Source organism: Celeribacter baekdonensis (assembly GCF_003047105.1).
GTDB classification, from domain to species: domain Bacteria; phylum Pseudomonadota; class Alphaproteobacteria; order Rhodobacterales; family Rhodobacteraceae; genus Celeribacter; species Celeribacter baekdonensis_B.
This window is the reverse complement of the sequence record NZ_CP028475.1, coordinates 1,172,410-1,196,957: the sequence shown is the minus strand read 5'-3', so window position 1 is coordinate 1,196,957 and position 24,548 is coordinate 1,172,410. Positions and strand designations below refer to the sequence as shown.

The window sequence follows — 24,548 nt, the reverse complement described above, 5'->3', positions numbered from 1 at the left end:
GGGACCACATTGTCATGACCGCCAACACCCGCATCGTTCTTTCCAGTGATCACGCCGCCATTGAGTTGCGCCAAGCGATTGCCACTCATGTCGCCTCTCTTGGCTGGGAGGTGGTCGATATTGGCCCGACGACCCCCGAAAGCACGCATTATCCGCTCCATGGCGAAGCTGCCGCGCGGCGTGTGGCCTCTGGCGACTGCCGCTTTGGCATCATCGTGTGCGGCACGGGGCAGGGCATCATGATGGCGGCCAATAAGGTCAAAGGCATCCGGTGCGGTGTTTGTTCCGATGAGTTTTCCGCCCGCATGATCCGTCAGCACAACAACGCCAACATGCTGTCGCTGGGCGCGCGTGTGATTGGGGAGGGGCTTGCACTCAGTGTCGTAGAGGCCTTTTTGATGGCCGAATTTGAGGGTGGTCGTCACGGCACACGGGTCGATATGATCGACGCTTTGGAACAGTAAGGGTACAGGTACGGAAAGGGCGGGGCGCGTTAAAGCGCGTCCAAGGCCCGCCGTGCCCAATCGCCCGCAAGTTCTGGATCATCAAGCGCGGCTTCGGGCAGGGTCCAGTAGTTCATCCCGCGCCCGTCGCCCATCTCGAATTTCTCCGCTCCCTCGGCTTTGAGGGTTGCGGCGAAATCGTCCTTGGCCTTGAGGTAAATCCGGCCCTCGGAGGAGAGGATTGCGAAAATCTGACCGTCCGAATAGATCGACAGCCCGCCCATCATTTTGCGATGACTGATGGGACCGACGGCCTCAAACAACTCGTGAACAAAGGCGATGTCTTCGTCGGAGACGGCCATTTTCTTGTCCCTTATTGGCTTGGGCTCAGGCTTTCGTCAAACTTGATCGACTCGCCACAGCCACAGGCGTCGACCACATTCGGGTTGCGAAATTTGAAGCCGGATTCCAACAAAGAAACTTCGTAATCAATCTCGGTGCCAAACAGGAACATCTGCGCCATGGGCGCGATCATCACCCGTGCGCCATCTTGTTCGACGACCTCGTCCATCGCATCCACCTCGGACACATAGTCCATGGTATATTCCATCCCGGCACAGCCGCCCTTTTTGATGCCGATGCGCAGGCCTTTGGAGCCATCTTTCTCCATCAACCGTGCGATTTGCTTGGTTGCGGCAGAGGTGAGCGTGACAGCTTGTTTTCCGGGGATGCCGAACATGAGAAGGTCTCCTTTGACCCTAATCTAGGGTGTTTGGTCCGCGATTCCAAGGTCTGGTAGCTGTGCGCCCACGAACATCACCGCCAACGTCACCGCAAGGGCCCAGCCGAACGAGGCCAAGGTGCCGATGATCACCCATTCCGCCTTTTTACCGTCTTGTGTGGCCTCAAAGCGCAACACCGATTTCGCCGCCACCAAAAAGCCGATGCCGCCTGCCATATCGCCGATCAACAACAGAAAAATCAGCCCGCGTTCCAACAGCCCAATCCAAAACCCGCCCTTATCAAGGCTCTCCTCAATCGGGTTGTCGCCAAATTCCGCCATCAATTTGCCCACCGCAAACCCGCCCGCTCGGGTGACATAAATCAATCCAGCGGCATAAAGCATGAGTTTGGGCATCCAAGCGATGTCGCCATAAGCGCCAGTGGCGTAGATGTCTGGCGCGGCTTTGGCGAAGATCGCAAGGGTGAGCAGGTGCAGCGCTTGGTCCGCGAGGTGCGGCAGGAACTTGTCGGAAAAGACTTTGACCTTGATCGCGTCAATCGCGACATGGACCAGCGCAAGAGCGTAAATCGCCGGAGAGGCGACTTGGCCGGTGGCGGCCATGGCGGTGAGCAAAACGATGAGAAAATGCAGAAACAGCGTCTCAGGTTTGGATTTGGTGTCGACCATGGCGGCGGATTGAAACACGTAGTCGGCAAGGACATGGGCAAGAAAGAGCGCGGCGAGGGTTTCAGGCATTGTTGTCAATCCAAGTTTCCATGCTCGCTAATGCGAGAGATATTCTCACGTATTGGGATGCACGAATTGTTTTCGTAACTGTTTGGCGTGACTTTCCAAGTTTTATCGCCGTCTTTGAAAAGTTTAGATCGTAATCAGGAGACAGAATTTCTTGAATGGTTGCGGCCTGTACTTGCGTCCATTCCGAAGCGTATCCGTCGAGAGCAATTGCGAGAGCATCCTGTGGGGTGGCTCGGTCGTAAAGCATTCGTATTCCGGTTGAAGACAGTTTTATATCTGCCAAGGCTTCCCCTGATTTTACATGCTCTAGTTTTTCTCCAGATACAGAAAATGCTTTTGCCGTTTCCTCATTCAAATCCGGTCCAATCTCACCCTCAACCTCACCCTCTGCAATCCCAATATAACTATCAAATTCCTCCCCTTCAGCCCGCAATGCCGCCCGGAACGCCAAAGCAGACCGCAATGCGTATTTCGGCTCGGCCAGTGCGACCTGCCATCCATCGCCGCGGTGGCGGGTGAAGTGCAGGCTTTCGCCCATCCATTCGGCTTGCGTCGCAGCGCTGTCTTCGAGGGCTGCGAAGGCGCGTTCGATTTTGGCGGGGCCAAGGCCCGTGGAATTGACGAGGTCGCCGGTTAAAACGGCGATTTTGCGGGTGTTTTGAGGCATGATGCACCCAATATAGGGTGCGTTTTATGATATGCAACCATTTTAGGGTGCGTTCTGATGTTTGCATCCTTTTTGGGTTGCGTTTTGGATTATGCACCCAAAACAGGTTGCGCTACGTGGCAAGCCGTTCCGGGGCCGTCAAAAGCGCCGCCAACCCCTCCAACGCGGCGCGCACAGGGGGGTCATGGCGGGCGTCGTGGTGGCAGACCAGCCATTCGTCATGGGTTAGCGCGCTGATGTCCGCCGAGACCTGAATGAGACCCGCGACATCGCGTCCGGCAAAGGTTGGCAGGATCACGCGGCCGATGCCTGCAATCGCCATGTCTGCGGCGGAGCGGGCATCCGAGGCGCTGGCGATGATCGCGTTGGGGTGCGTGCTGCGCAGCCAGCGTTCCGACGGTGTGGTTGGCATATCGTGGTGCAGCGTGACATAGCCCGCCACCTCTGGCCCGGCCGCATATTCGGCATAGGTGATCGGTGAAAGTTTGCGCCCGGCGAGCCAGCTTTGCTCTGGGCGGCGGTTGCGGATGCCGATGTCGGCTTCGCGTCGGGCAATATCGACGTTGGAATTTGAGGCCATAAGGGCCGGGCGCCATACACTCTCAGGCGTCCATATTTGGGACAGGTGGCGGGCGACATAGCGCGTGGTCCAGCCGCCTGCGGTGATGCGGACTTCGGGGGAGGTGCCTCTGAGTTGAAAGCGGCACAGTTTGGTTGCCGCTTCGCGCAGCGCTTCGGCCTCTTGCAACAACGCGCGGCCCTCTGACGTCAATGTGTAGCCGCGGGGGCCGCGCTCGAACAGGCGCTTGCCCAGGGTGCGTTCCAGGTCCGCCATGCGGCGGGACAGCGTGGGCTGTGAGGTGCCTGTGACCTTTTCGGCCCCCGATAATCCGCCCGCATCCGCCACGGCGAGAAACAGGTAATAATCATCCAGTTTTGGCATGCCGTGCCCAAGGGGATCTTTCATTTTTGAAACCTGAATTGCCAATATGTTGGGTATTTGGGCGATGTCTCTGCCGATACAGTTGTCTCAATCTTTCAAAATTGCAACTGTGGAGGTGCCGATGTGGCCGTTCTTTCCGATCCATCTGCCGCGTGTCGGCACGCAGGCCCCAACGGGCTATCAGACCGAGAAAGCGCTGCGCGAGGCGGAGCTTCGGCGGCTTCGGGCACAGGATCGGCTGGCACGTCGAGAGAGATGCGCGCGGTGGGGGCTTGTTTGGCCTTGGGCCAAAAGACGGCCCCCACAGGATCAGCCATAAAAATGGCCCGCCGCCGCAGCGCAGGCCATTTTGCGTCTCAAACCGGGGTCAAATCCGGGCGTTTACATGAAGCCAAGTTCAAGGCGCGCCTCGTCAGACATCATTTCCATGCCCCAAGGCGGGCTCCAGATCAGTTCAATATCCACATGTTTCACCCCGGCCAACGGTTCAATCGCATCGGCCAACCAGCCCGGCATTTCGCCCGCAACCGGACAGCCCGGCGCGGTCAGGGTCATCAAGATGAGGACTTCATTTTCGTCATTGATCTCAATCGTATAGACGAGGCCAAGGTCATAAATATTGACCGGAATTTCCGGGTCATAGACCGTGCGACAGGCCTCAACCACAGCATCATGCAGCGGGTGATCCGTGCTCGACGGTTTGATCAGCGGTGTGCCCTCTACGGGATTTGCCTCTTCGCTCATCTGCGCGTTCTCCTATATCCGAGTGAACATATAGGGAATAGGCGGGCGGGCGTCCAGAGGGGGTCTTACACCGAAATGTTGCCACGCCATGAGCGCAGCGGCCCAAGACGGGCAGACTTTTTCGACATATGCCGATCCATCCGGCCCAAAACCCGCGAGAGAAACCGGATCGTGTCACAGACATAGGGCCCCTTGTTGAGCATCACGCAATCGGCGCGTTGGGCCATGGCGGCGTCAGTGGTTTCGGCGCGGGTGGCGAGGCCTTCTTTCATCAGCCCCTCAAGCACCTGTGTGGCCCAAACCACGGGCGTATGCGCCGCTTCGCAAAGCCAGAGGAGTTCCTCCTGCATCTCCGACATGCGTTCCAACCCGATTTCCACCGCCAAATCGCCGCGCGCGATCATCACGGCGGTTTCGGTCAAGGCACCCGATTGCACGATCAGCCGGGGCAGGTTGCGAATGGCTTGGCTGGTCTCGATTTTCAACACCACACCGGGGCGATGGCCGCCTTTGGGGAGGCGCTGATCAACCTCCGCGATCAAAAGCCGGATGTCCTCGGGCGTTTGGACAAAGGAGTATCCGATCAAATCGGCACGCCCGACGACGAAATCAAGCGCGCGGCGGTCGTCTTCGGTCAGGGCCGGGATGTCGATCTCAACCGCCGGTAGGTTAAACCCTTTCTCGGCTTTGAGTTTGACCCCCTCGGGCCCGGCGCGGGTGACTTTCAGTTTCGCGCCTTTTGGTGTGATTTCAGTGACTTCCGCGCCAATCTTTCCGTCATCAATGAACACGGCCATGCCGGGGGTCAGCCGGTCAATCAGCTCGGGGTGGCTCAGCGAAAGCGCGGCGTGTTTGGCCTTGGCTTTCGGGGGCGCGCGCAGAATATCAAGCCGATCTCCGACAAACACCCGCGCTTTATTGGGACCGGCGACCGCGCTGGTGCGCAGTTTTGGCCCGGCCAAATCCATCAGGATCGGCACATACCGCCCGATCTCCTCTCCCGCCGCGCGGATGTGGGTGATCATCGCGTCCCAGACCTCAGGGCCGTCATGGGCGCAATTGATCCGCATCGCATCGGCCCCTGCCCGGATCATGTCGCGGGTCAGGTCGGGGTCGGTTGCGGCCTCTGTCGGCAGGGTCACCAAGATGCGTGAGCGCGGCGCACCGGAGGCGCCACAGCCAAAGGCGGTGTCACGACGTGCGGCGAGCCGGGCCGGGCCGCGGTTCAGGCGTGAGGGGTCGGGAAAGGCTTCGGGCACGCCAGTCAGGCCACTGAGCGCGGCCTCGACGGCATCAAGAGATGCGCGCACATGTGGTTCGCAACGGCCCAAAGTCGAAAGGCCCAAGGCGGCCAAATCCGGTTGCACAGCGGCGAGATCGGTGTGGCGAAAGGCCAGATAGGTCGCGAGGTTTTGCGCCGAAGGGCGAAAGGCGTCGCGCATATCGAGATCGGCCCAATCGCTCCAGATCGTGTCGGTTTCTGTGGCGATGTGATCGCGCAAGGCGCGGAACCGCGTCAAAAGATCGGCCGGATTGGGCGCGAGCGGGCAGGACGGGGATGAATGCGAGGCGGCGGCGGACATGGGGCACCTATCTGTGACAGTTGCGGCCAGTGTTCGCCTGTTTGTGTAACAGCGCTATGGCATAGATCAAGGAAGCGACTGATTTAAAAAAGAAACACCGCCCGAATGCCGAGACCGGGGCGGTGTGAGGGATCTCTGGCCGAGATCAGGCTTTGCTGCGGCTTTTGCGGGCGGGCGTGGGCCGGACGCGCTTTTCGATCATGTCATAGAGCACCCCGGCCAAGTTTTTGCCGGTGGTGGTCTCCGCGCCTTCAAACCCCGGTGAGGAATTGACCTCCAGCACTTTTGGCCCATCTTCGGCACGCAACAGATCGACGCCCGCCATGCGCAGGCCAAAGGCCTTGGCGGATTTCAAGGCGACGTCGCGTTCGGCTTTGGTGATGCGCACGGTCGAGGCGGTGCCGCCCAGATGCAAGTTGGAACGGAAATCGCCGCCCGAGGACGAGCGTTTGATCGAGGCCACGACTTTACCGTCGATGACGACACAGCGGATGTCTTCGCCCGCCGCCTCTTTGACGAAATGCTGGACCAAAAAATTGGCTTTGAGGCCGCGAAAGGCCGAAATCACCGATTGTGCGGCTTTTTTGGTTTCGGCCAAGACCACGCCGCGGCCTTGGGTGCTTTCCAACAGTTTGACGATCAGCGGCGCTTGTCCGGCCAAGGCAATCAGGTTGTCGGTGTCTTTTGGCGAGGAGGCGAAGGCGGTGGTCGGCATGCCGATGCGGTGACGCGACAGGACTTGATGGGCCTGAAGTTTGTCACGCGATTTGGCAATGCCTTCGGACCCATTGACGCAAAACGTGCCGATGGTTTCAAATTGCCGGATAACGGCGGTGCCATAAGAGGTGATCGACGCGCCAATGCGCGGGATCACCGCGTCGTAGCGCGGCAGGCGCTCGCCATCGTAATAAATCTCCGGGGCCATGGCATTGATCACCATGTAACAGCGCGCCGTGTCGATGACTTCAACCACATGGCCGCGCTTTTCGCCCTCATCGACCAAGCGTTGGGTTGAGTAATTGTCGGGTTCGCGCGACAGGACCGCAATGCGCAGCGCGCGCGACGGCAAAGTGTCGCGGATCGCGGTGGTGAAATAGGCGCTGTCGTCCAGGACGGGCTGGCAAAAGCTTTCAGTCGGTTGAACGATCATGTCTTCGGAGATGGCTTGGCGGCCCAACAGCATTCGGTAGGCCATATTGGTGCGGTTGGTCAGGGTGATTTCAATCGGCCAACGCCGATCGCCCATCTGGATTTCAGAGGCAATCACATAGCGCAGTTCGGTTTCGCCATTGGACGAGGTGACTTCACGGCGATCCACCACATCAGCAGAGCAGGAGATCACGATATCCTCACGCGCCGGGATGGGGTGGATGTTAAAGCGCACTTTTGGTGCATCTGCTTTGCCAAAGGGTTCGATGTCAAAGGCATGCAACGCCGAGGTGCGCGCACCTGTGTCGACCTTGGCTTTGAGCGCGGGCAGGCCAAGATCCGGGAATGCGGCCCATTCTTCCCAGCCCAAAGCGAAAGGAGCTTTATCCATCATTGTCGTCTTTCATTTACTGGGGGAAGTCCCGTCGCGGCCACGTTCAATGTCCGTGTGCCGCGTTACACGCGCCCAATGTCATCCTTCTGTGTGTATGACAAGAGGGTTTGTGAGTTTTGTGACAGCGACGATGGGGACCGGGGTAAAGAGAGAAATGCGCGTCCCAGTGAACCGGAACGCGCCGTCTTTTGTGGTCAGTGCGGCCTTATCAGGCCTGACGCATCAGTGGCCCGCATGATCCGCATGGGCGGGGGGCATCAGCTCCAGCGCCGGGGCGGGGGACGCGGGGTGTGGTGCGTCGGCAGAGACGGGGATGTCGACCCAGGCATTTTCGCCGTCGGCGCAATATTGCGTGGTGGGGAAATAGATCACCCCCTCCCCAAGGCTGTCATCCAACGTGCCACGAAAGATGAATTCGTCATAGAAATCGTCGGGCAACGTGCCGCCAGACCATTCAATCGCCTGCACGCCTTCGGTGACCGGACTGCCATGAATGACATAGCTATGGGCATAGGCCCCGCGCTCTGTGGTGACGGTCCAGCCGGGTTTGGGCATCGGTTTGACGTTCACAACGCCTTCGGGGATGTCAATGCGCACACGTTGGGTGCTTTGCCCGTCGCAGCCATGGGTGATGCGCATCACGCCCTTGTAGGTCGTGCCCAAGGCAGCGGTTTGGGTTTCGAGGCTCGCATGGGCCATGGCAGCCAGGGGGGCGACCAGAGGGGCGACAGAGATCAGACATCCGGCCAAAGCCGGTTTCAGCAAAGAAAATTGGGTCATTGTTGTATCCTAAATTCACATAACAGACCCATCGGCGCCGCCTGAGGGGCGGGACGATGGTATTTGATCGGCTGTTAGGTGAGGACGGGCGGCGCGCGCGCCGTTTTGACCCGTATAAGCTGCGGGATCGCACGGGCCTTTTGGGCAAAAACTCGGGGGGATGTGTGGTTGCTGCGGCTGGGGGCGAAGAGGTTTTGGGCGTATGGCACCACCGCCGCGGTGGAGATGACGCAATTCGGGCAGCGGCTTTCAGACCCCGAACCCGTGCCGCCATAGCCGCAGATGTCGCTGGCGGAAAATCCAAGCTCGGCAAACAGGGCGGCGTCGGCCGCCGGAGCGGGGGCAAGGCTGACCGGACGCGCGCCGTGCAGCCCCGAAAGCACCGCAAAAGCCAGCGCTGCGATCATCGTGATCAGCGACCGCATGGTCTGGGTGTGAGCGAGGGCGCGGATCATTTGGGTGTGGATGCGGATCATCAAGACAGGGCATGGCTCAAAGGTTCGACCCGTTTAGCGCTGGGGTGTGGCCCGGTCAACAGACCCCGTGTGGCTAAAGAAATGGACATTCTGAGGTGGCGCGCGCGAAAACTGCCAATTTATTCGGCACGGAAAAGACCGCGGGCCAAGTAGGCCACCTCAGGTGCAGGGAACGCTTTTGTTACAGGCGGTGGGGACGCAGATTTGGGGCAGGGAAAACCAAAAGCTGAAAAACGACCGAAAAGGGGATCACCGCGATGAGTAAAAACACCTTTATGCCGCTTGTTTATGGGTTAGACGATGTGCCGCCACCATCCAAGGCCGCTCTGGCCGCGATCCAACACGTCTTGGCCTCCATCGTCGGCATTGCCACGCCGTCTTTGATCATCGGCGGTGCTTTGGGGTTGGGCGAACAGGTGCCGTACCTGATTGCGATGGCGTTTTTCGTCTCTGGCGTGGCCACGTTTATCCAATGCAAACGCATCGGCCCGGTGGGGTCGGGGCTTTTGTCACTTCAGGGCACGTCCTTTGCCTTTCTGGGCGCAGTGTTGGCCGCAGGCTTTGCGGTCAAAAGCAAAGGTGGGACACCCGATGACATTTTGGCGATGATTTTTGGCCTGTGCCTTGTTGGCTCCTTGGTTGAGATCATCCTGTCGCAGTTTCTGGACAAGCTCAAACGCATCATCACCCCAACTGTGACCGGGATCGTCATCACCGTCATCGGGTTGAGCCTGATCAAATCGGGCTTTACCGATTTCGCCGGTGGCGCACGGGCGGGCGAAGACCTTGGCAAGCCGCTTTACCTGTTGATGGGCAGCTTGGTGGTGGCGGTGATATTGGTGATGACCTTTCTCGGCAAGCCAACGTTGCGGATTTCGGCCATCATGATTGGCCTCATCGTGGGCACCATCGTGGCCAGTTTCTTTGGCATGGTGAATTTCGGCGCGCTGAGTTCCGCCAAACTCTTTGCCCTGCCGATTCCGTTCAAATACGGCATTGATTTCGACATCGGCCTGTTTATTCCCATCGCCTTTCTCTATCTGGTAACGGCAATTGAGACCTCGGGCGATTTGACCGCCAACTCGGTCATTTCCGGTCAGCCGGTCGAAGGCGATCTGTATATGAAACGCATCAAAGGCGGCGTGTTGGGCGATGGCGTCAATTCCGCATTGGCTGCGGTGTTCAACACCTTCCCCAACACCACATTTTCGCAAAACAACGGGGTGATCCAAATGACCGGCGTCGCCTCGCGTCATGTCGGGATGTATATGGGCGGGTTCTTGGTCCTGCTGGGTCTGTTCCCCATCATCGGCACGTTCTTTTTGATCATCCCAAAGCCGGTTTTGGGGGGGCCACCTTGGTGTTGTTCTCGACCATCGCTGTGGCGGGCATTCGCATCCTGTCCTCGGTCGAGATGACCCTGCGCCGGGTCTATATCATGGCGGTGTCCTTTGGCTTGGCACTTGGCGTCACCTTGGTGCCGGATGCGACGCAACACCTGCCGAATTTTCTCAAACAAGTCTTTGCCGCGCCGATCACTCTGGCGGGGATGTCGGCGATCATCCTGTCTCTGGCCATTCCTGAGGATGCCAAAGCCACGGTTGAAGCGGCGGAGTAACCTCCGCTGATCCAAGTGAGCCCGTCCCCTGCGTGTGGGGCGGGCTTGTCATGCGCCCGCGGGCCATGCGGTAAAGGGCCATGCGGTAGAGGGGAAAGAGCGACCCTCTGGTCCTGACGCGGCTTTGCGGGTAAATCCCCCCTATGACCCAAGATGCTCAAACCCCGCGATTCTCCTTTTCCCTCAACGCCACCGATGGGCGCGCCCGCACCGGAGTGATCTCCACCCCGCGTGGTGAGATCCGTACGCCTGCATTCATGCCCGTGGGCACGGCGGCCACCGTCAAGGCGATGATGCCCGAAAGCGTGCGCGCCACCGGGGCTGACATCCTGTTGGGCAACACCTATCACTTGATGCTGCGCCCCACTGCCGAACGCATCGCGCGTTTGGGGGGCTTGCACAAATTCATGAATTGGGAACGTCCGATTCTGACCGACTCGGGTGGGTTTCAGGTGATGAGCCTGTCCGATCTGCGCAAGCTGACCGAAAAGGGCGTGACCTTTCGCTCGCATATTGATGGCTCCAAACACGAACTCACGCCGGAACGCTCGATGGAGATCCAAAAGCTCTTGGGCTCTGACATTGTGATGTGTTTCGACGAATGTCCGGCGCTGCCTGCCGATCGCGACCGGATTGCGTCCTCCATGCGGCTGTCGATGCGCTGGGCGGAACGCTCGAAAGAGGCGTTCGGGGATCGTCCGGGCCATGCGCTGTTTGGCATTCAACAGGGCGGGTTGGAGCGCGATTTCCGCGAAGAGAGCGCCGAGGCGCTCAAAAATATCGGCTTTGATGGCTATGCGCTGGGCGGTCTGGCCGTCGGCGAGGGGCAAGAGTTGATGTTCCAAACCCTCGATTTCGCCCCCGAGTTTTTGCCCCAAGATAAACCACGTTACCTGATGGGCGTCGGCAAGCCCGATGACATCGTCGGCGCGGTCAAACGCGGCATTGATATGATGGATTGTGTGTTGCCGTCGCGCTCTGGCCGCACGGGTCAGGCCTGGACCCGGCGCGGGCAGGTGAACATCAAAAACGCCCGTCACGCCGATGATCCGCGCCCACTCGATGAGACGTGTACTTGCCCGGCCTGCTCCAACTATTCGCGCGCCTATCTGCACCATGTGTTCCGCGCCCAAGAGATGATTTCCGGGATGCTTTTGACCTGGCACAACCTGCATTATTTCCAAGAGATCATGCAGGGCATGCGCGACGCGATTGCGGCGGGAACATTCGCGATCTGGGAGGCGGACTTTCACGCCAATCGGGCAATGGGCGACATTGATCCGCTGTGATCCGTTGTGGTCCGTTGTAAATTGCGCGGTTCATGCGCCGAAAAAACGCCGTCAAAAGGCGATATTGCGCCAAGGTATAAACACGGCCAAGGATAAGGTGAAAGATAAGGCAAGCAGAGCTTTCTTTTTCTTTCTAACGGCTTTTGGTGTAAAGTTGATCAAGCCGCGCGGTGTCAGGTGCCGTTGCCTAGACTTCAATGTAAATCCTCTCTTGCAGGGCCGCGCGTTGAAAGGCAGACTGCTAGGCAACATGCAACTTGTCTTGCTTGAAATCTGCGGGAGGCCACCCCAGATATAATCACCAAGATAGGAAAGAGCCGAGCGTTGCCGCCGAGCGGGACATGGTTCTTTTGCCAAAAAGGAAAGAATATGAACGAGCACGCACAAACTTACCCCGTTCTTCCCCTGCGCGACATCGTGGTTTTCCCGCATATGGTTGTGCCGCTTTTTGTCGGCCGGGAAAAATCCGTCAAGGCGCTGGAAGAGGTGATGAACCAAGACAAGCAGATTCTGCTTGCCGCCCAAATGGACCCGTCGGTCGATGACCCGGATATTGATGGCATTTTCCGCGTTGGTGTTTTGGCCAATGTGTTGCAGCTTTTGAAACTGCCCGATGGCACGGTCAAGGTTTTGGTCGAGGGCGAAAGCCGCGTCCGCCTGAGCGAATTCACCCAAAATGACAGCTATTTCGAAGCTCAGATCGTGCCGCTTGAAGAGAGCGAAGGCGATCCGTCCGCGATCACCGCGTTGCTGCGGTCGGTCCGCGAAGAGTTTGAACATTACGCCAAGGTGAAAAAGAACATCCCGGAAGAGGCGCTGGCCGCCGTCTCCGAGACCCGCGAACCTGCGAAACTGGCCGATTTGGTGGCCGGGCATCTGGGCGTTGAGGTCGATCAAAAGCAAAAGCTTTTGGAAACACTCGCGATTGATGAGCGTCTGGAGGCGGTTTACGGCCTGATGCAGGGCGAAATGTCGGTGCTGCAGGTCGAGAAAAAGATCAAAACCCGCGTCAAATCCCAAATGGAGCGCACTCAGCGCGAATATTACCTGAATGAGCAAATGAAGGCCATTCAGAAGGAATTGGGCGACGGTGAAGATGGGGCCAATGAGATTGCGGAGTTGGAGGCGAGAGTCGCCGAGACCAAGCTCTCAAAGGAGGCCAAGGATAAGGTCGATGCCGAGATCAAAAAGCTCAAAAACATGAGCCCGATGTCGGCAGAAGCCACCGTGGTGCGCAACTATTTGGATTGGATGCTCTCAATCCCATGGGGCGTGAAATCGCGGGTCAAAAAGGATCTGAACCGGGCCGAGCAAATCCTCGACGCCGATCACTATGGTTTGGAAAAAGTCAAAGAGCGCATCGTCGAATATCTCGCCGTGCAACAGCGCAGCCAGAAACTCAAAGGCCCGATCATGTGCCTTGTGGGGCCTCCGGGCGTGGGGAAAACATCGCTTGGGAAATCTGTCGCCAAGGCCACGGGGCGCGAATTTATTCGCATCTCTTTGGGCGGCGTGCGCGACGAAAGCGAGATCCGCGGTCACCGCCGGACCTACATCGGCTCGATGCCGGGTAAGATCATCCAGGCGCTGAAAAAGGCCAAAACCACCAATCCGCTCATTTTGCTCGATGAGATCGACAAGATGGGTCAGGATTTCCGTGGCGATCCGGCTTCTGCCATGCTCGAAGTGCTTGATCCGGAACAAAACTCCACCTTCGTGGATCACTATATGGAGGTCGAATATGACCTCTCCAACGTGATGTTCCTGACCACATCGAACAGCTATAACATGCCGGGACCGCTTATGGACCGGATGGAGATCATTCCGCTCTCGGGCTATACCGAGGACGAAAAAGCCGAGATTGCCAAACAGCATTTGATCCCGAAACAGATCAAAAACCACGGCCTCAAAGCCAAGGAATTCTCTGTCACCGATGGCGCGATCATGGATGTGATCCGCTATTACACCCGCGAGGCGGGGGTGCGCAGCCTTGAGCGCGAATTTGCCAAGATCGCGCGCAAAGCGGTGACCAAAATCGTGCGCAAAGAGGTCGAGGCGGTGCATGTCACCTCCGAGACGCTTGAGGAGTTTCTGGGCGTGCGCAAAGCGCGCTACGGCCTGGCGGAGAAAGAAGATCAGATCGGTGTTGTCACCGGGCTGGCCTACACGTCCGTTGGCGGTGATTTGTTGCAGATCGAGGCGCTCAAATTGCCAGGCAAAGGGCGGATGAAAACCACCGGCAAACTCGGCGATGTGATGAAAGAAAGCATTGACGCGGCCAGTTCCTATGTGCGCTCCATCGCGCCCTCTCTTGGGGTCAAGCCGCCGCTGTTTGACACGATGGACATCCACGTCCACGTGCCTGATGGGGCGACGCCGAAAGACGGACCAAGCGCAGGTCTGGCCATGGTCACAACCATTGTGTCGGTGCTGACGCAAATCCCGGTGCGCAAAGACATCGCCATGACCGGCGAAGTCAGCCTGCGCGGCAATGCAACGGCGATTGGCGGGCTGAAAGAGAAACTTTTGGCGGCGCTGCGTGGCGGGATCAAAACCGTTCTCATCCCTGAAGAGAACGTCAAAGATCTGGCCGACATCCCCGACAATGTAAAAGAGGGGCTGGAGATCATCCCGGTCACTCACGTCTCTGAAGTGCTCAAATACGCGCTGGTGCGTCAACCTGAGCCGGTGGAATGGGACGCGGAGGCCGATGAGGCGGCGCGTTTGGCCAAAATCACCTCAACCGGTGAGGGGCAGGGCGCAACTGCGCATTGATCCTGTTTCGGAAACAATCATGATGAAAAACCGGCCTGAGGGCCGGTTTTTTATGGCTGATGCATTGCCAAACCGCTGTGTTTCACGCGGAGATTGCCGGAGATTTGAGCAATCATACTGTTCAACTGCGCCGCAGGGCCTGAGATAAACCATTCGCTCATTTCCCATTTGCACGCGGGGGGGCAGTGGCGTTAAGGTTTCCGTGAGCGAAACAACGAGGTTCAAAAGAGGTTCATATGGCAACCCGAAAATCCTCGACCAGCAGCCGTAAAACACCGACCGCTGTCAGGAAAACCACATCCAAATCAACATCCACCCGTCGCAGTACCAAAGCGGCAATCACGCCAAAATCGGAGTCCCCTGTGACAACAATTTCCAATCCAGAACCGCTAAAAACCGTCCCCAGCAGCACAGAGGCCGCTCCGGTTGATGCGCCTGAAACAAGTGTCGTGACCACGATGAAAAAGAAAGACATGATCGCCAAAGTTTCTGAGGCCTCTGGTGTGAAACGCTCTGAGGCTAAAAAAGTGCTCGAAGCGGTGTTGGCCGAGCTGGGCGATGCGCTTCAGCGCGGCGATGAATTGAACCTGCCGCCGCTCGGCAAGGTGTCGGTCAACCGCCAACGCGAAGGTTCCGGGGCCCATATTATCATCGCCAAACTGCGTCGTCCAAAAGCCATGATGGCGGGCGCTGAAGAGGGCGATGTTTCAGACGCCGAGGCAACAGAAACCGAAGCCGCAGAAAGCTAAAGCCTCCCGCCTTAAAAATCTGCATTTCACCTCTTGCATCGAAGGGACCGTGGCGCTAAACACCGCGCCACGGCGGGTGATTAGCTCAGTGGTAGAGCGCTTCGTTCACATCGAAGATGTCAGGAGTTCAAATCTCTTATCACCCACCATTTTCCACATTTTGTTTGTAAATAAACTTTTTCTCACGCCAACTTCAATTTTATGGTGAAAATCTTTCAAAATGTATGGCGAATATATGTGAGTTTTACTGCAAGCGCGATCAAAGAGGCGTTGGCGCAGGCGGGCATCATGCCGGAAATGTGTTGTGAGGGGGGCGAGGTTGGCTGAACTGGAAACCGCTGATCTCTCGGACGCTGAGACATGAAAGGCCGCGCTTAAATTGGACAAGCTCTTGGGACAGTGGAGCGCGAGAGAAGATCTGAGCGACAAGCAGCCCGGAAGGCCATAAGGGCCACGCGAGACGCCAGAAAAGACACTCTGAGGCAGTGACGAAATGAAAGAACAAAGTAAAAAAACGAAGATGTCGTTGAGAGGGTTATGGCGGTTTTTGACTTTAGCTTTGGTCGATATTTTTTTGGCGCCGTTCATTGCCGTCATTTTTATCTTTGGTTTTAATATCTCGGATCCATTTTCAAACGACATTCCCCCGGGCGATGGGGTTTGGCACTATTACATAAGCCTCTGTGCTTTGGTGTTCCTGGCATACTTAATCGTTTTCTACGGCATTATGTCCATCATTACGATCTTGTTGTCTCGCAAACTGAATGTAAGACGAAGAGCCCTTGTTCGTTTGGGCACTTTCATTTTGTGGCTAGGTCTCTTTGTTCGCGTGGAGCTTATCGAAGCTGATTTTGATGTTCTGGTTTGGGTCAGGACTTCGATTTTTGTTGGGGCTCCCCTTGTGTGGGGCGGTCTTTGTTCGTCACTCTTGTCGGAATATGTCTGGGAGCGACTTTCCAAAAGAAATAAAAGTCGATCGGCGTAGTGGAAACTCGTCATGCATGCTTTTGGTTTATGGAGAACCTTCGCTCATAGGCTCCAAGGCCTTTGCGCCGCTCCCCTTTCCGCCAGCACCCCGCGCAGCAGGTCTTTCACCACGAATGGTTCCACCCCAAGGTCGATCAGTCGCGCATGGGTCGTATCTGCGGAGGTGGTGTAAAGGGACGGCGCGTCTTATCAGTTGCGGGGCGTTTTGATCGGGGCTTTGCCAGATTGTTTTGGCTCATGATGGCTCTGCCGCAGGGCGGACGCGAAATCCAACTTGTCAGACCCGGTTCGGCACAGTAGTTCGATCTCATGACCTATTCTGTGACCTATCCCACCCTCTATCTTTTGCGCCATGGCCAGACCGAATGGAATGTCGAAGGCCGCCTTCAGGGCCGTCTTGACAGTGCGCTGACGGAGACGGGCGTAGCGCAGGCCCATGCGCAACGGGCGATTTTGGCGCCGATTTTGACTGCGCATCCGGGGATCGCGATCCACGCAAGCCCTTTGGGTCGGGCATGGCGCACCGCGTCCATCGTCGCCGAAGGACGCGCAGTTCAGGCCATGGACGGTCTCAAAGAAGTCTCGGCGGGCACATGGGAAGGCCGGTTGCGCGCCGATGTTGTGGCGGAGCGGGGCTTTGGCTCGGCGGAGGAAAAGGACATGTTTTCGCTGTTCTTAACTGCGCCAAATGGCGAGGGGGGCGCAGCTTTGGAGACCCGTTGCCGCGCCTATTTGGAAAGCCTCACCCAGCCTACGGTGATCGTGTCTCATGGCGTGGTCTCGGCCTTTTTGCGCGGGATCATCTGTGGACTGTCCATAGATGAGATCGCCGCATTGCCCCATGTTCAGGGCGTGGTGACGGTGCTCTCAGGTCATCAGGCGCGTGTGCTTGAGACGCCAGAGGCGGCGGAGGCCTATGTCACCCACGCCCTTGCGAGCGATCCCCCTGCGGCATGACGCCCTCTGGTTTGGGCGCATGAGTTGGGGCAGGAGGGGTCTATGAGCTTTTTTGACAAAATCCCGACCTCCACCTTTGTGATTGCCGCGCTGACGCTGGGGCTGGCGCCGTTTTTGCCGGAACCGCATATCTGGGAAAAGATCAAAATGCTACTGGCGGGCGAGTTGGCTCGGCCGATTGATATTTTTGATCTGGTGTTTCACGGTCTGCCTTGGGCGCTTTTGGCGGTCAAGCTGGCGCGGGGGCAGGGTGCCTAGTCACCGCGTGTCACCAAAGCGTGTGTCACCAAAGCGCGTGTCACGAAACTGTCTGATATATTTTACCATTTGGAAAATTGTCTGACACATTTCTCCGAGACAGTGCGGTCGAAGACGACGGGGACCAGCCTCGTGTCTCATAAACGCACATCCAACCCGGAGACCTTATATGTCCATCCGTATCACGCGCCGTCAGGCGCTTGCCGGGGGCGCTGCCCTTGCCGGCTCCCTTGCCATGCCCGGCCTGTCCCGCGCCGCCTCCCGTCCGTTGATCACCCACGGTGTTCAGTCCGGCGATGTCGCCCATGATGGCGCAATGATTTGGGCCCGCGCCGACCGTGAGTCCAAGATGATGGTGGAATGGTCCACCACCGACACCTTTGCCAATGCCACACGGGTTCAGCCGCTCTCGGTGGGCGATACGTCCGATTTCACCGGTAAAATGGTGCTCGAAGGTCTGCCCTCGGACCAAGATATTTTCTACCGCGTCGCCATGGCCGATTTGTCGGATACCAATTCGGTTTCTGAGGCCGTCACCGGCCATTTCCGCACCGCGCCGGGCTCGCTGCGTGATGTGTCTTTCGTCTGGTCGGGTGACACCGCCGGTCAGGGCTGGGGCATTGATGAGGATCGCGGCGGCATGACCACCTATGCGACCATGCTTGGACATCGCCCGGATTTCATGATCCACTCTGGCGATACCGTTTATGCCGATGGTCCGCTCTCGGCTGAGGTCGAGTTGAAAGACGGCACGATCTGGAAAAACACCATGATCGAGGAAAAGGCCAAGGTCGCTGAGACGCTGAACGAATTCCGCGCCGCGCATAAATACAACATGCTCGACAAGAATGTCCGCGCATTTAACGCCGAGGTTCCGATCCTCTATCAATGGGATGACCACGAGGTCACCAACAACTGGTATCCGAACGAAACCTTCGCCTCGGATGATCGTTACACCGAAAAATCCGCCGCCAAACTGTTTGCCCGCTCGGCGCAGGCGTTTTTTGAAATGTACCCGATCCGCGTCAACGCCGCAGAACCCAAGCGCGTCTATCGCAAGGTCTCCTATGGCCCGATGTTGGATGTGTTCTTTCTCGACATGCGCACCTACCGCGACGACAACGATGGCAACCGCCAGCCGACGCCAAAGGATTTCCTGGGCGCCGAACAGATCGCCTGGCTCAAAGGCGCTTTGTCCACCTCGAAAGCCACATGGAAAGTCATCGCCGCCGATATGCCGATCGGCATGATGGTGCGCGACGGCAAAGAGGCGTTTGAAAACATGGCCAATGGCGATGGTCCGGTCTTGGGCCGGGAATTCGACATTGCCGAAGTGCTGTCCTTTATCAAACATGCCAAGGTTAAAAACACGGTCTGGCTCACCGCTGATGTGCATTACACCGCCGCGCATCACTATAGCCCGGAGCGTGCCGAATTTCAGGACTTTGAGCCGTTCTGGGAATTCGTCTCCGGTCCGCTGCACGCGGGCACCTTTGGTCCGAGTGAGTATGACAACACCTTTGGCCCAAAGGTCGAATTTGCCAAAGCGCCGCCGGAAGGCGAGTTCAACCTGCCGCCCTCTGATGGCTATCAGTTCTTTGGCAAGGTCGATATTTCCGCTGCTGACCGGACGATGACCGTGTCGCTTTTGGATGCGGCTGATACGCTGTTGTGGTCCACGACGATCGAACCCGATCTGGCGTAAACCCCATAAAAGAAGCCCCGGAGAGCGATCTCCGGGGCTTTTTCTATAGATGCAAGATTTAGGCCCGAAACTTAGGCCCGAAACTTAGGCCCGAAACTCAGGCTTTGGACACAGCGTCCAAAATCCGTGCCCAGGAGCGGATGCCTTTGTGGAAGTTGTTGAGGCCGTATTTCTCATTCGGAGAGTGAATGCGGTCATCATCATCGGCAAAGCCCACCAACATCGAATCCAGCCCCAAAATCGTGGTAAAATAGCCCGCAATAGGGATCGACCCGCCCATGCCGGCAAACACCGCCTCGCGATCCCATTCGTCGGACAAAGCCTGACGCGCGGCTTCAAATTCCGCACGCGCGGTGTTCATCACTGCGGCGGGAGAGCCATCGAGGTCTTGGTTCCACGTGACTTTGGCATCGACCGGCAAGCGGCTTTCGACATGGGCGCGCAGGTTTTTGCGGATCGCATCCGGGTCTTGATCGCCCACCAAACGGCAGGTGATTTTACAATGCGCCTCAGACGGGATCACGGTTTTGGTGCCGGGGCCTTGGTAGCCGCCCCAAAGCCCGTTGATCTCCAACGTGGGCCGCGCCCATTGTTGTTCCAAGGTGGAATAGGCGGTCTCGCCATGGGCTTCGGTCATGCCGACGCCGGACAGGTAATCCGCCTCGTCAAAGCCACAGCCCTGCCATTGGCGCAGGATGTCTTCGGGCACCTCATGCACGCCGTCGTAGAAATCTTTGATCGTCACACGGCCCGCATCATCGTGGAAGGTGCTGATGATTTTGGAGATCTCGCGCAGCGGGTTCAGTGCCGGACCACCGTAATGACCCGAATGCAGATCCATCGTCGGACCCGTGAGGGTGAATTCGTCTTTGAGCATCCCGCGCAACTGGCTACAGATCGAGGGCACGCCGGGGGCGACCATCGAGGTGTCACAGATCAGCGCCAGATCGGCGGCGAGACGGTCTTTGTTGGCCTTCATGAAGGGGATCAGGGACGGCGAGCCGCTTTCCTCTTCGCCCTCAAAGAAAAACGTGATGGTGCAAGGCAGGGTGCCGTTCTCGGCAATCCAGGCGCGGCAGGCCTCAACAAAAGTCATCAACTGGCCTTTGTCGTCGGAGGCGCCGCGGCCCCGGATCACTTTTCCGTGTGCGCGCTCTTCAATAAAGGGGGCAAACGGGTCGTGGTCCCAAAGGGTGAGCGGGTCCACTGGCTGCACATCATAGTGGCCGTAAAACAAAAGATGCGGCCCACCAGAGCCGATTTTGCCCATCACCATCGGGTGACCGGGCGTGGCGCAGACATCGGCCTTGGCCCCCAAAGAGGTCAATTCGGCGGCAAGCCACTCTGCCGCGGTTTGGCAATCGGCCTTATGGGCCGGATCGGTCGAGATCGAGGGAATGCGCAAAAATGTCATCAAACGATCAAGGGTTGCGTCGAGATCGGCGTCGATGCGATCGAGCACCGGAGCGAGGCGAGAGTTCATTATTGGAAACCTTTTATCATGCTCGGGATGTTTTGCCGCAGCTTACGCCTCTGAAAAATGGTGTCCAGAGGGGGAGGGCGGGTTGACATAGATCATTCTGAAAGGGAATTGATACATCCTAAGAAGAGGATGCTGATAAGGCAGGGCAGAGAGATGCCCATAGGGGTCTGTGGTGGTATTATCTTGCGAAATGTGAATATGAGTCGCAATTTTCGTTTGATGCCGCTAAAAGAGGCGGACCTGAGACGCGCGAAAGGACGAACAGTGGACTATACGGCGAAGCTTGACGAAGCACTTCAACGGTTGCACGACGAAGGGCGCTATCGCACCTTTATCGATATTGAACGCAAGCGCGGACAGTTTCCCCACGCGACACGCACGCGCCCTGATGGCACGGAGCAGTCGGTGACAGTATGGTGTGGCAATGATTATCTTGGCATGGGGCAAAACCCCGTTGTCCTGGCTGCCATGAAAGATGCGATTGATGCGACGGGCGCTGGCTCAGGTGGGACGCGCAATATTTCGGGCACCACGGTCTACCACATTCGTCTCGAAGCTGAGATTGCCGATCTGCACGGCAAAGAAGCCGCCTTGCTGTTTACCTCGGCCTATAACGCCAATGACGCAACGCTTTCGACCCTGCCGACCCTGTTCCCCGGTCTCATCATCTATTCCGACTCGCTCAACCACGCGTCGATGATCGAAGGCATCCGTCGCAACGGCGGCGCGAAACGTATTTTCCGTCACAACGATCTGGATCACCTGCGCGAACTTTTGGCGGCGGATGATCCCAGCGCTCCGAAACTGATCGCCTTTGAATCGGTCTATTCCATGGATGGCGATTTCGCCCCGATCAAAGAGATTTGTGACTTGGCCGATGAGTTCGGTGCGCTCACTTACCTTGACGAAGTGCACGGTGTTGGCCTCTACGGTCCGCGCGGTGGCGGTGTGGCCGAACGTGACGGTCTGATGGACCGTATCGACATCATCAACGGCACTTTGGCCAAAGCCTTTGGTGTGGTCGGCGGCTATGTCGCGGCCTCTGCCAAAATGTGTGACGCGGTCCGCTCCTACGCGCCGGGCTTTATCTTTTCGTCTTCTATGCCGCCGGCTGTTGCAGCGGGCGCTGCCGCTTCGATCCAGTTCCTGAAGGGCGAGGGCGGGGTGAAACTGCGCGAAGAGCATCAGACCCAAGCGAAAATCCTCAAGCTGCGCCTCAAAGGCCTTGGCCTGCCGATCACCGACAATGGCTCGCATATTGTGCCGCTGATCGTGGGTGATCCAAAACACACCAAACTCATGTCCGACATGATGCTGGACCAATATGGCATTTATGTTCAGCCGGTCAATTTCCCGACCGTGCCACGTGGCACTGAGCGGTTGCGCTTTACGCCGTCTCCGGTGCATGGCCCGCGCGAAATGGACGCTTTGATTCATGCTTTGGACGCGCTCTGGAGCCATTGTGCGCTGAATCGCGCCGAAATGGCGGGTTAACCTCGATATCCGCTGGGCGGCCCTGTCGAGCCTATGGTAACACTAGATCAACTTTAGGCGACGAATCGTCGTCTGAAGATGGGCAGGCTAAATTGGGGCGAACGCATGATCAGGCGGTGGACAAAACCACGCGTCGAGGAGCAAGAACATCCTCGCGGTTTTGATGATTACGAGCTTCAGCTCGGTGACGTCATGCGTGGAGAACGCGCCACCCTCGGCAAATCGCTCTTGGATGTTCAGCGTGAGCTGAAGATCAAAGCGACTTATATTGCGGCCATCGAAAACTCTGACCCCTCGGTGTTTGAAACCCAAGGCTTCATCGCGGGCTATGTGCGCTCCTATGCGCGCTACCTGAATCTTGATCCGGATTGGGCCTTTGTGCGCTTTTGTTCCGAGAGTGGCTTTGCGGTTGCCCACGGCATGTCGCCCGAGGCGTCGACCAAGCGCAAACCGGCCACGGCCGCTGCGGCCCCTGTTCGAAAAGATCCGTTCTCCGACCCCAACGCCAGCTTTGTGCCGCGCGGTCAGGGCCTTATGTCCCGAATCGAACCTGGCGCGTTGGGATCAACCGCTGTGTTGCTCGCGCTGTTGGGGGTGATCGGTTATGGTGGCTGGTCGGTGTTACAAGAAATCCAAAAGGTCAAAATGGCCCCGGTGGATCAAGCCCCGGCCGTGATCGCCGAAGTCGCACCCCTTGGCGGTGCTGGCTCCGAGACCCGTTTGGCGCAGATGGACGAGAGCATTGGTCTTGCGACCCCTTCCGCTGAGGCGCTGGATCGGTTGTACCGTCCACAGGCGCTGGATGTGCCGGTTTTGGTGCCGCGTGACGGGCCGATTGCCGCGCTTGATCCCCGTTCCGTTGGCGCTTTGGCGGGCGAAGGTCGTGAGGCTGAACGCGAAGATCGTCTGAACGCCATGTCTTCTGACATCGCCATGGCGGCGCTTTCGGGCATGGACGAGGGTGCTGTGCGTGTGGTCGAAGATGGCGCGCCCGAATTGGCGCTGGTCGCCGTGCGCCCGTCCTGGGTGCGTGTGCAGGCCGCCGATGGCTCTGTTTTGTTTGAGAAAATTCTCGATGCGGGCGAACGTTACATCGTTCCGGCGATGGACAAAGCACCGATCTTGCGCACGGGCAATGGCGGTGGCGTTTATTTCGCTGTCAACGGTCAGGCCTATGGCCCGGTCGGTGCGTCCGGTTCTGTGGTGAAAAACGTGGCCCTCTCGGTCGCGGATGTGTCTGACAGTTTTGCCCAGGTCGATCTGGCCGCCAATGACACGGTCGCGGACGCGTTCCAAGTCGCCCAAAACAGCCAATAAGCCCTGTCCGTTCAGCGCCCACACGCCTTGCCCTTCGCAGCGTGCCGCCTTATCTAAGGAGGACTGAAACACGGTTTCCCAAAGAGGCTCCCATGTCGCACAATCCGATCCGTCCTTGGCGCAACATTGACCGACGCGTGAGCCGCAAAATCTGGGTGGGCACTGTGCCGGTGGGGGGCGATGCGCCGATCACGGTGCAAACCATGACCAACACGCTGACCACCGATGTCAAAGCGACCTTGGATCAGGTGCTGCGCGCCGCCGAGGCCGGTGCCGACATTGTCCGCGTCTCAGCCCCCGACCGCGACTCGGCTTTGGCGCTCAAAGAGATCTGCCGCGAAAGCCCGGTGCCGATCGTCGCTGACATCCATTTCCATTACAAACGTGCTATCGAGGCCGCCGAAGCCGGGGCCGCCTGTCTGCGGATCAATCCGGGCAATATTGGCGACGAAAAGCGGGTGCGTGAGGTGATCAAAGCCGCCAAGGATCACAATTGCTCGATCCGTATTGGCGTCAACGCTGGCTCGCTCGAAAAGCATCTGTTGGACAAATATGCCGAGCCATGTCCCGATGCGATGGTCGAGTCCGGCATGGATCACATCAAAATTCTGGAAGACAATGACTTTCACAATTTCAAAATCTCGGTCAAAGCCTCCGATGTGTTCCTCGCCGCCGCCGCCTATCAACAATTGGCCGAGGCCACCGACGCACCGATCCATTTGGGCATCACCGAGGCGGGCGGCCTCATGTCTGGCACGATCAAATCGGCCATCGGGTTGGGACAGCTGTTGTGGATGGGCATTGGCGACACGATCCGTGTCAGCTTGTCTGCCGATCCGGTCGAAGAGGTCAAAGTCGGCTATGAAATTCTCAAATCACTCGGCCTGCGCCACCGCGGCGTGAACATCATTTCCTGCCCGTCCTGCGCGCGTCAGGGCTTTGACGTGATCAAAACCGTTGAGGCGTTGGAGAAGCGGTTGGAGCATATCAAAACGCCGATGAGCCTGTCGATCATCGGATGTGTGGTCAATGGTCCCGGCGAGGCGCTGATGACCGATGTCGGTTGGACCGGCGGCGGAGCCGGGCATGGCATGGTCTATCTCGGCGGGGCGCAGAGCCATAAAATGTCCAATGACAATATGGTCGAACATATCGTCGAACAGGTCGAAGCCAAAGCCGCCGAGATCGCCGCTCAGACCGCGTCCGAGGCGGCTGAATAAGCGCCACAGCCGCTTCATTGCAGCCCAAATACTCACA

General features: G+C 57.9%; 23 protein-coding genes, 1 tRNA gene and 1 pseudogene. 13 read left to right on the top strand and 12 right to left on the bottom strand.

Going from position 1 to position 24,548, the window contains the following annotated elements; translation table 11 throughout:
• Positions 1-14: 14 nt before the first annotated feature.
• Entirely contained in the window at positions 15-464 is a 450-nt protein-coding gene (gene rpiB, locus DA792_RS09390; RefSeq protein ID WP_107722642.1) for a ribose 5-phosphate isomerase B, read from the top strand.
• A gap of 29 nt (positions 465-493) precedes the next feature.
• Here the strand turns inward: rpiB and DA792_RS09385 are convergent, their stop codons facing one another.
• The 10 genes from DA792_RS09385 to DA792_RS09335 form a co-directional block, all read right to left on the bottom strand.
• Complete coding sequence (locus DA792_RS09385; RefSeq protein ID WP_107719709.1) at positions 494-805, bottom strand: TfoX/Sxy family protein; 312 nt, start codon at positions 803-805, stop codon at positions 494-496.
• A gap of 11 nt (positions 806-816) precedes the next feature.
• On the bottom strand, positions 817-1,182 hold the full coding sequence (locus tag DA792_RS09380; protein ID WP_107719708.1) for a HesB/IscA family protein: 366 nt from the start codon (positions 1,180-1,182) through the stop codon (positions 817-819).
• 24 nt (positions 1,183-1,206) lie between these two features.
• Entirely contained in the window at positions 1,207-1,923 is a 717-nt protein-coding gene (locus DA792_RS09375; protein ID WP_107719707.1) for a DUF3307 domain-containing protein, read from the bottom strand.
• The gene (locus tag DA792_RS09370) at positions 1,916-2,590 is read right to left on the bottom strand and encodes a hypothetical protein (RefSeq protein ID WP_107719706.1); all 675 of its coding nucleotides are present in this window, start codon (positions 2,588-2,590) and stop codon (positions 1,916-1,918) included. Before DA792_RS09370 ends, DA792_RS09375 begins: the two co-directional genes overlap by 8 nt.
• Before the next feature lie 112 nt (positions 2,591-2,702).
• Positions 2,703-3,557 (bottom strand): LysR family transcriptional regulator, encoded by an 855-nt coding sequence (locus DA792_RS09365; RefSeq protein ID WP_107722641.1) that lies wholly within the window; start codon positions 3,555-3,557, stop codon positions 2,703-2,705.
• A 357-nt stretch (positions 3,558-3,914) separates the two neighbouring features.
• Positions 3,915-4,277, bottom strand: a complete 363-nt coding sequence (locus DA792_RS09355) for an SUF system Fe-S cluster assembly protein (protein WP_107719704.1) — start codon at positions 4,275-4,277, stop codon at positions 3,915-3,917.
• A 65-nt stretch (positions 4,278-4,342) separates the two neighbouring features.
• A complete protein-coding gene (locus tag DA792_RS09350; RefSeq protein ID WP_107719703.1) occupies positions 4,343-5,860 on the bottom strand; it encodes a pyruvate kinase in 1,518 nt (505 codons plus the stop codon).
• A 145-nt stretch (positions 5,861-6,005) separates the two neighbouring features.
• Positions 6,006-7,400, bottom strand: coding sequence for a 30S ribosomal protein S6--L-glutamate ligase (gene rimK / locus DA792_RS09345; RefSeq protein ID WP_107722640.1), 1,395 nt, complete (start codon positions 7,398-7,400; stop codon positions 6,006-6,008).
• Positions 7,401-7,625: 225 nt separating this feature from the next.
• A complete protein-coding gene (locus DA792_RS09340; protein ID WP_107719702.1) occupies positions 7,626-8,183 on the bottom strand; it encodes a YcnI family copper-binding membrane protein in 558 nt (185 codons plus the stop codon).
• Positions 8,184-8,257: 74 nt separating this feature from the next.
• Positions 8,258-8,659 (bottom strand): hypothetical protein, encoded by a 402-nt coding sequence (locus DA792_RS09335; protein WP_107719701.1) that lies wholly within the window; start codon positions 8,657-8,659, stop codon positions 8,258-8,260.
• A gap of 257 nt (positions 8,660-8,916) precedes the next feature.
• Between DA792_RS09335 and DA792_RS09330 the strand changes: the two are divergent.
• The 3 genes and pseudogenes from DA792_RS09330 to lon all read left to right on the top strand — a co-directional run bounded on the left by DA792_RS09330 (position 8,917) and on the right by lon (position 14,341).
• Positions 8,917-10,277: pseudogene (locus DA792_RS09330) on the top strand (uracil-xanthine permease family protein).
• A 143-nt stretch (positions 10,278-10,420) separates the two neighbouring features.
• Complete coding sequence (tgt, locus tag DA792_RS09325) at positions 10,421-11,566, top strand: tRNA guanosine(34) transglycosylase Tgt (RefSeq protein WP_107719700.1); 1,146 nt, start codon at positions 10,421-10,423, stop codon at positions 11,564-11,566.
• 369 nt (positions 11,567-11,935) lie between these two features.
• On the top strand, positions 11,936-14,341 hold the full coding sequence (gene lon / locus DA792_RS09315; RefSeq protein WP_107719698.1) for an endopeptidase La: 2,406 nt from the start codon (positions 11,936-11,938) through the stop codon (positions 14,339-14,341).
• Between the two features lie 232 nt (positions 14,342-14,573).
• Here the strand turns inward: lon and DA792_RS22790 are convergent, their stop codons facing one another.
• Positions 14,574-14,816: a hypothetical protein gene (locus DA792_RS22790; protein ID WP_107719697.1), complete on the bottom strand. Its 243-nt coding sequence runs from the start codon at positions 14,814-14,816 to the stop codon at positions 14,574-14,576.
• Here DA792_RS22790 and DA792_RS22785 point away from each other — a divergent pair.
• The 6 genes from DA792_RS22785 to DA792_RS09280 all read left to right on the top strand — a co-directional run bounded on the left by DA792_RS22785 (position 14,815) and on the right by DA792_RS09280 (position 18,997).
• A complete protein-coding gene (locus tag DA792_RS22785; protein WP_107719696.1) occupies positions 14,815-15,090 on the top strand; it encodes an HU family DNA-binding protein in 276 nt (91 codons plus the stop codon). The two genes, DA792_RS22790 and DA792_RS22785, sit on opposite strands and share 2 nt — an antisense overlap.
• Before the next feature lie 74 nt (positions 15,091-15,164).
• A tRNA-Val gene (locus DA792_RS09300) sits at positions 15,165-15,239 on the top strand.
• 344 nt (positions 15,240-15,583) lie between these two features.
• Positions 15,584-16,075 carry a hypothetical protein gene (locus DA792_RS09295; RefSeq protein ID WP_107719695.1) on the top strand — a complete coding sequence of 164 codons (492 nt, stop codon included), beginning with the start codon at positions 15,584-15,586 and terminating at the stop codon, positions 16,073-16,075.
• A gap of 323 nt (positions 16,076-16,398) precedes the next feature.
• A complete protein-coding gene (locus DA792_RS09290) occupies positions 16,399-17,034 on the top strand; it encodes a histidine phosphatase family protein (protein WP_159075219.1) in 636 nt (211 codons plus the stop codon).
• Positions 17,035-17,076: 42 nt separating this feature from the next.
• The gene (locus tag DA792_RS09285; protein ID WP_107719693.1) at positions 17,077-17,292 is read left to right on the top strand and encodes an RND transporter; all 216 of its coding nucleotides are present in this window, start codon (positions 17,077-17,079) and stop codon (positions 17,290-17,292) included.
• Between the two features lie 169 nt (positions 17,293-17,461).
• On the top strand, positions 17,462-18,997 hold the full coding sequence (locus DA792_RS09280; RefSeq protein ID WP_107719692.1) for an alkaline phosphatase D family protein: 1,536 nt from the start codon (positions 17,462-17,464) through the stop codon (positions 18,995-18,997).
• 97 nt (positions 18,998-19,094) lie between these two features.
• On the opposite strand, the gene DA792_RS09275 is transcribed toward DA792_RS09280, so the two are convergent.
• The gene (locus DA792_RS09275) at positions 19,095-20,480 is read right to left on the bottom strand and encodes a dipeptidase (protein ID WP_107719691.1); all 1,386 of its coding nucleotides are present in this window, start codon (positions 20,478-20,480) and stop codon (positions 19,095-19,097) included.
• Positions 20,481-20,744: 264 nt separating this feature from the next.
• Here DA792_RS09275 and hemA point away from each other — a divergent pair, with 264 nt between their 5' ends.
• The 3 genes from hemA to ispG all read left to right on the top strand — a co-directional run bounded on the left by hemA (position 20,745) and on the right by ispG (position 24,511).
• Entirely contained in the window at positions 20,745-21,974 is a 1,230-nt protein-coding gene (gene hemA, locus DA792_RS09270) for a 5-aminolevulinate synthase (RefSeq protein WP_107719690.1), read from the top strand.
• A gap of 105 nt (positions 21,975-22,079) precedes the next feature.
• Positions 22,080-23,291, top strand: a complete 1,212-nt coding sequence (locus DA792_RS09265; RefSeq protein ID WP_107719689.1) for a helix-turn-helix domain-containing protein — start codon at positions 22,080-22,082, stop codon at positions 23,289-23,291.
• Between the two features lie 92 nt (positions 23,292-23,383).
• The gene (ispG, locus tag DA792_RS09260) at positions 23,384-24,511 is read left to right on the top strand and encodes a flavodoxin-dependent (E)-4-hydroxy-3-methylbut-2-enyl-diphosphate synthase (protein ID WP_107719688.1); all 1,128 of its coding nucleotides are present in this window, start codon (positions 23,384-23,386) and stop codon (positions 24,509-24,511) included.
• Positions 24,512-24,548: the final 37 nt, after the last annotated feature.

Excerpts from the sequence above, each read along its gene's own strand:
- rpiB (WP_107722642.1), top strand. The coding sequence starts at position 15 with ATGACCGCCAACACCCGCATCGTTCTTTCCAGTGATCACGCCGCCATT.
- DA792_RS09385 (WP_107719709.1), bottom strand. The coding sequence starts at position 805 with ATGGCCGTCTCCGACGAAGACATCGCCTTTGTTCACGAGTTGTTTGAG.
- DA792_RS09380 (WP_107719708.1), bottom strand. The coding sequence starts at position 1,182 with ATGTTCGGCATCCCCGGAAAACAAGCTGTCACGCTCACCTCTGCCGCA.
- DA792_RS09375 (WP_107719707.1), bottom strand. The coding sequence starts at position 1,923 with ATGCCTGAAACCCTCGCCGCGCTCTTTCTTGCCCATGTCCTTGCCGAC.
- DA792_RS09370 (WP_107719706.1), bottom strand. The coding sequence starts at position 2,590 with ATGCCTCAAAACACCCGCAAAATCGCCGTTTTAACCGGCGACCTCGTC.
- DA792_RS09365 (WP_107722641.1), bottom strand. The coding sequence starts at position 3,557 with ATGAAAGATCCCCTTGGGCACGGCATGCCAAAACTGGATGATTATTAC.
- DA792_RS09355 (WP_107719704.1), bottom strand. The coding sequence starts at position 4,277 with ATGAGCGAAGAGGCAAATCCCGTAGAGGGCACACCGCTGATCAAACCG.
- DA792_RS09350 (WP_107719703.1), bottom strand. The coding sequence starts at position 5,860 with ATGTCCGCCGCCGCCTCGCATTCATCCCCGTCCTGCCCGCTCGCGCCC.
- rimK (WP_107722640.1), bottom strand. The coding sequence starts at position 7,400 with ATGGATAAAGCTCCTTTCGCTTTGGGCTGGGAAGAATGGGCCGCATTC.
- DA792_RS09340 (WP_107719702.1), bottom strand. The coding sequence starts at position 8,183 with ATGACCCAATTTTCTTTGCTGAAACCGGCTTTGGCCGGATGTCTGATC.
- DA792_RS09335 (WP_107719701.1), bottom strand. The coding sequence starts at position 8,659 with ATGATCCGCATCCACACCCAAATGATCCGCGCCCTCGCTCACACCCAG.
- tgt (WP_107719700.1), top strand. The coding sequence starts at position 10,421 with ATGACCCAAGATGCTCAAACCCCGCGATTCTCCTTTTCCCTCAACGCC.
- lon (WP_107719698.1), top strand. The coding sequence starts at position 11,936 with ATGAACGAGCACGCACAAACTTACCCCGTTCTTCCCCTGCGCGACATC.
- DA792_RS22785 (WP_107719696.1), top strand. The coding sequence starts at position 14,815 with ATGATCGCCAAAGTTTCTGAGGCCTCTGGTGTGAAACGCTCTGAGGCT.
- DA792_RS22790 (WP_107719697.1), bottom strand. The coding sequence starts at position 14,816 with ATGTCTTTCTTTTTCATCGTGGTCACGACACTTGTTTCAGGCGCATCA.
- DA792_RS09295 (WP_107719695.1), top strand. The coding sequence starts at position 15,584 with ATGAAAGAACAAAGTAAAAAAACGAAGATGTCGTTGAGAGGGTTATGG.
- DA792_RS09285 (WP_107719693.1), top strand. The coding sequence starts at position 17,077 with ATGAGCTTTTTTGACAAAATCCCGACCTCCACCTTTGTGATTGCCGCG.
- DA792_RS09280 (WP_107719692.1), top strand. The coding sequence starts at position 17,462 with ATGTCCATCCGTATCACGCGCCGTCAGGCGCTTGCCGGGGGCGCTGCC.
- DA792_RS09275 (WP_107719691.1), bottom strand. The coding sequence starts at position 20,480 with ATGAACTCTCGCCTCGCTCCGGTGCTCGATCGCATCGACGCCGATCTC.
- DA792_RS09265 (WP_107719689.1), top strand. The coding sequence starts at position 22,080 with ATGATCAGGCGGTGGACAAAACCACGCGTCGAGGAGCAAGAACATCCT.
- ispG (WP_107719688.1), top strand. The coding sequence starts at position 23,384 with ATGTCGCACAATCCGATCCGTCCTTGGCGCAACATTGACCGACGCGTG.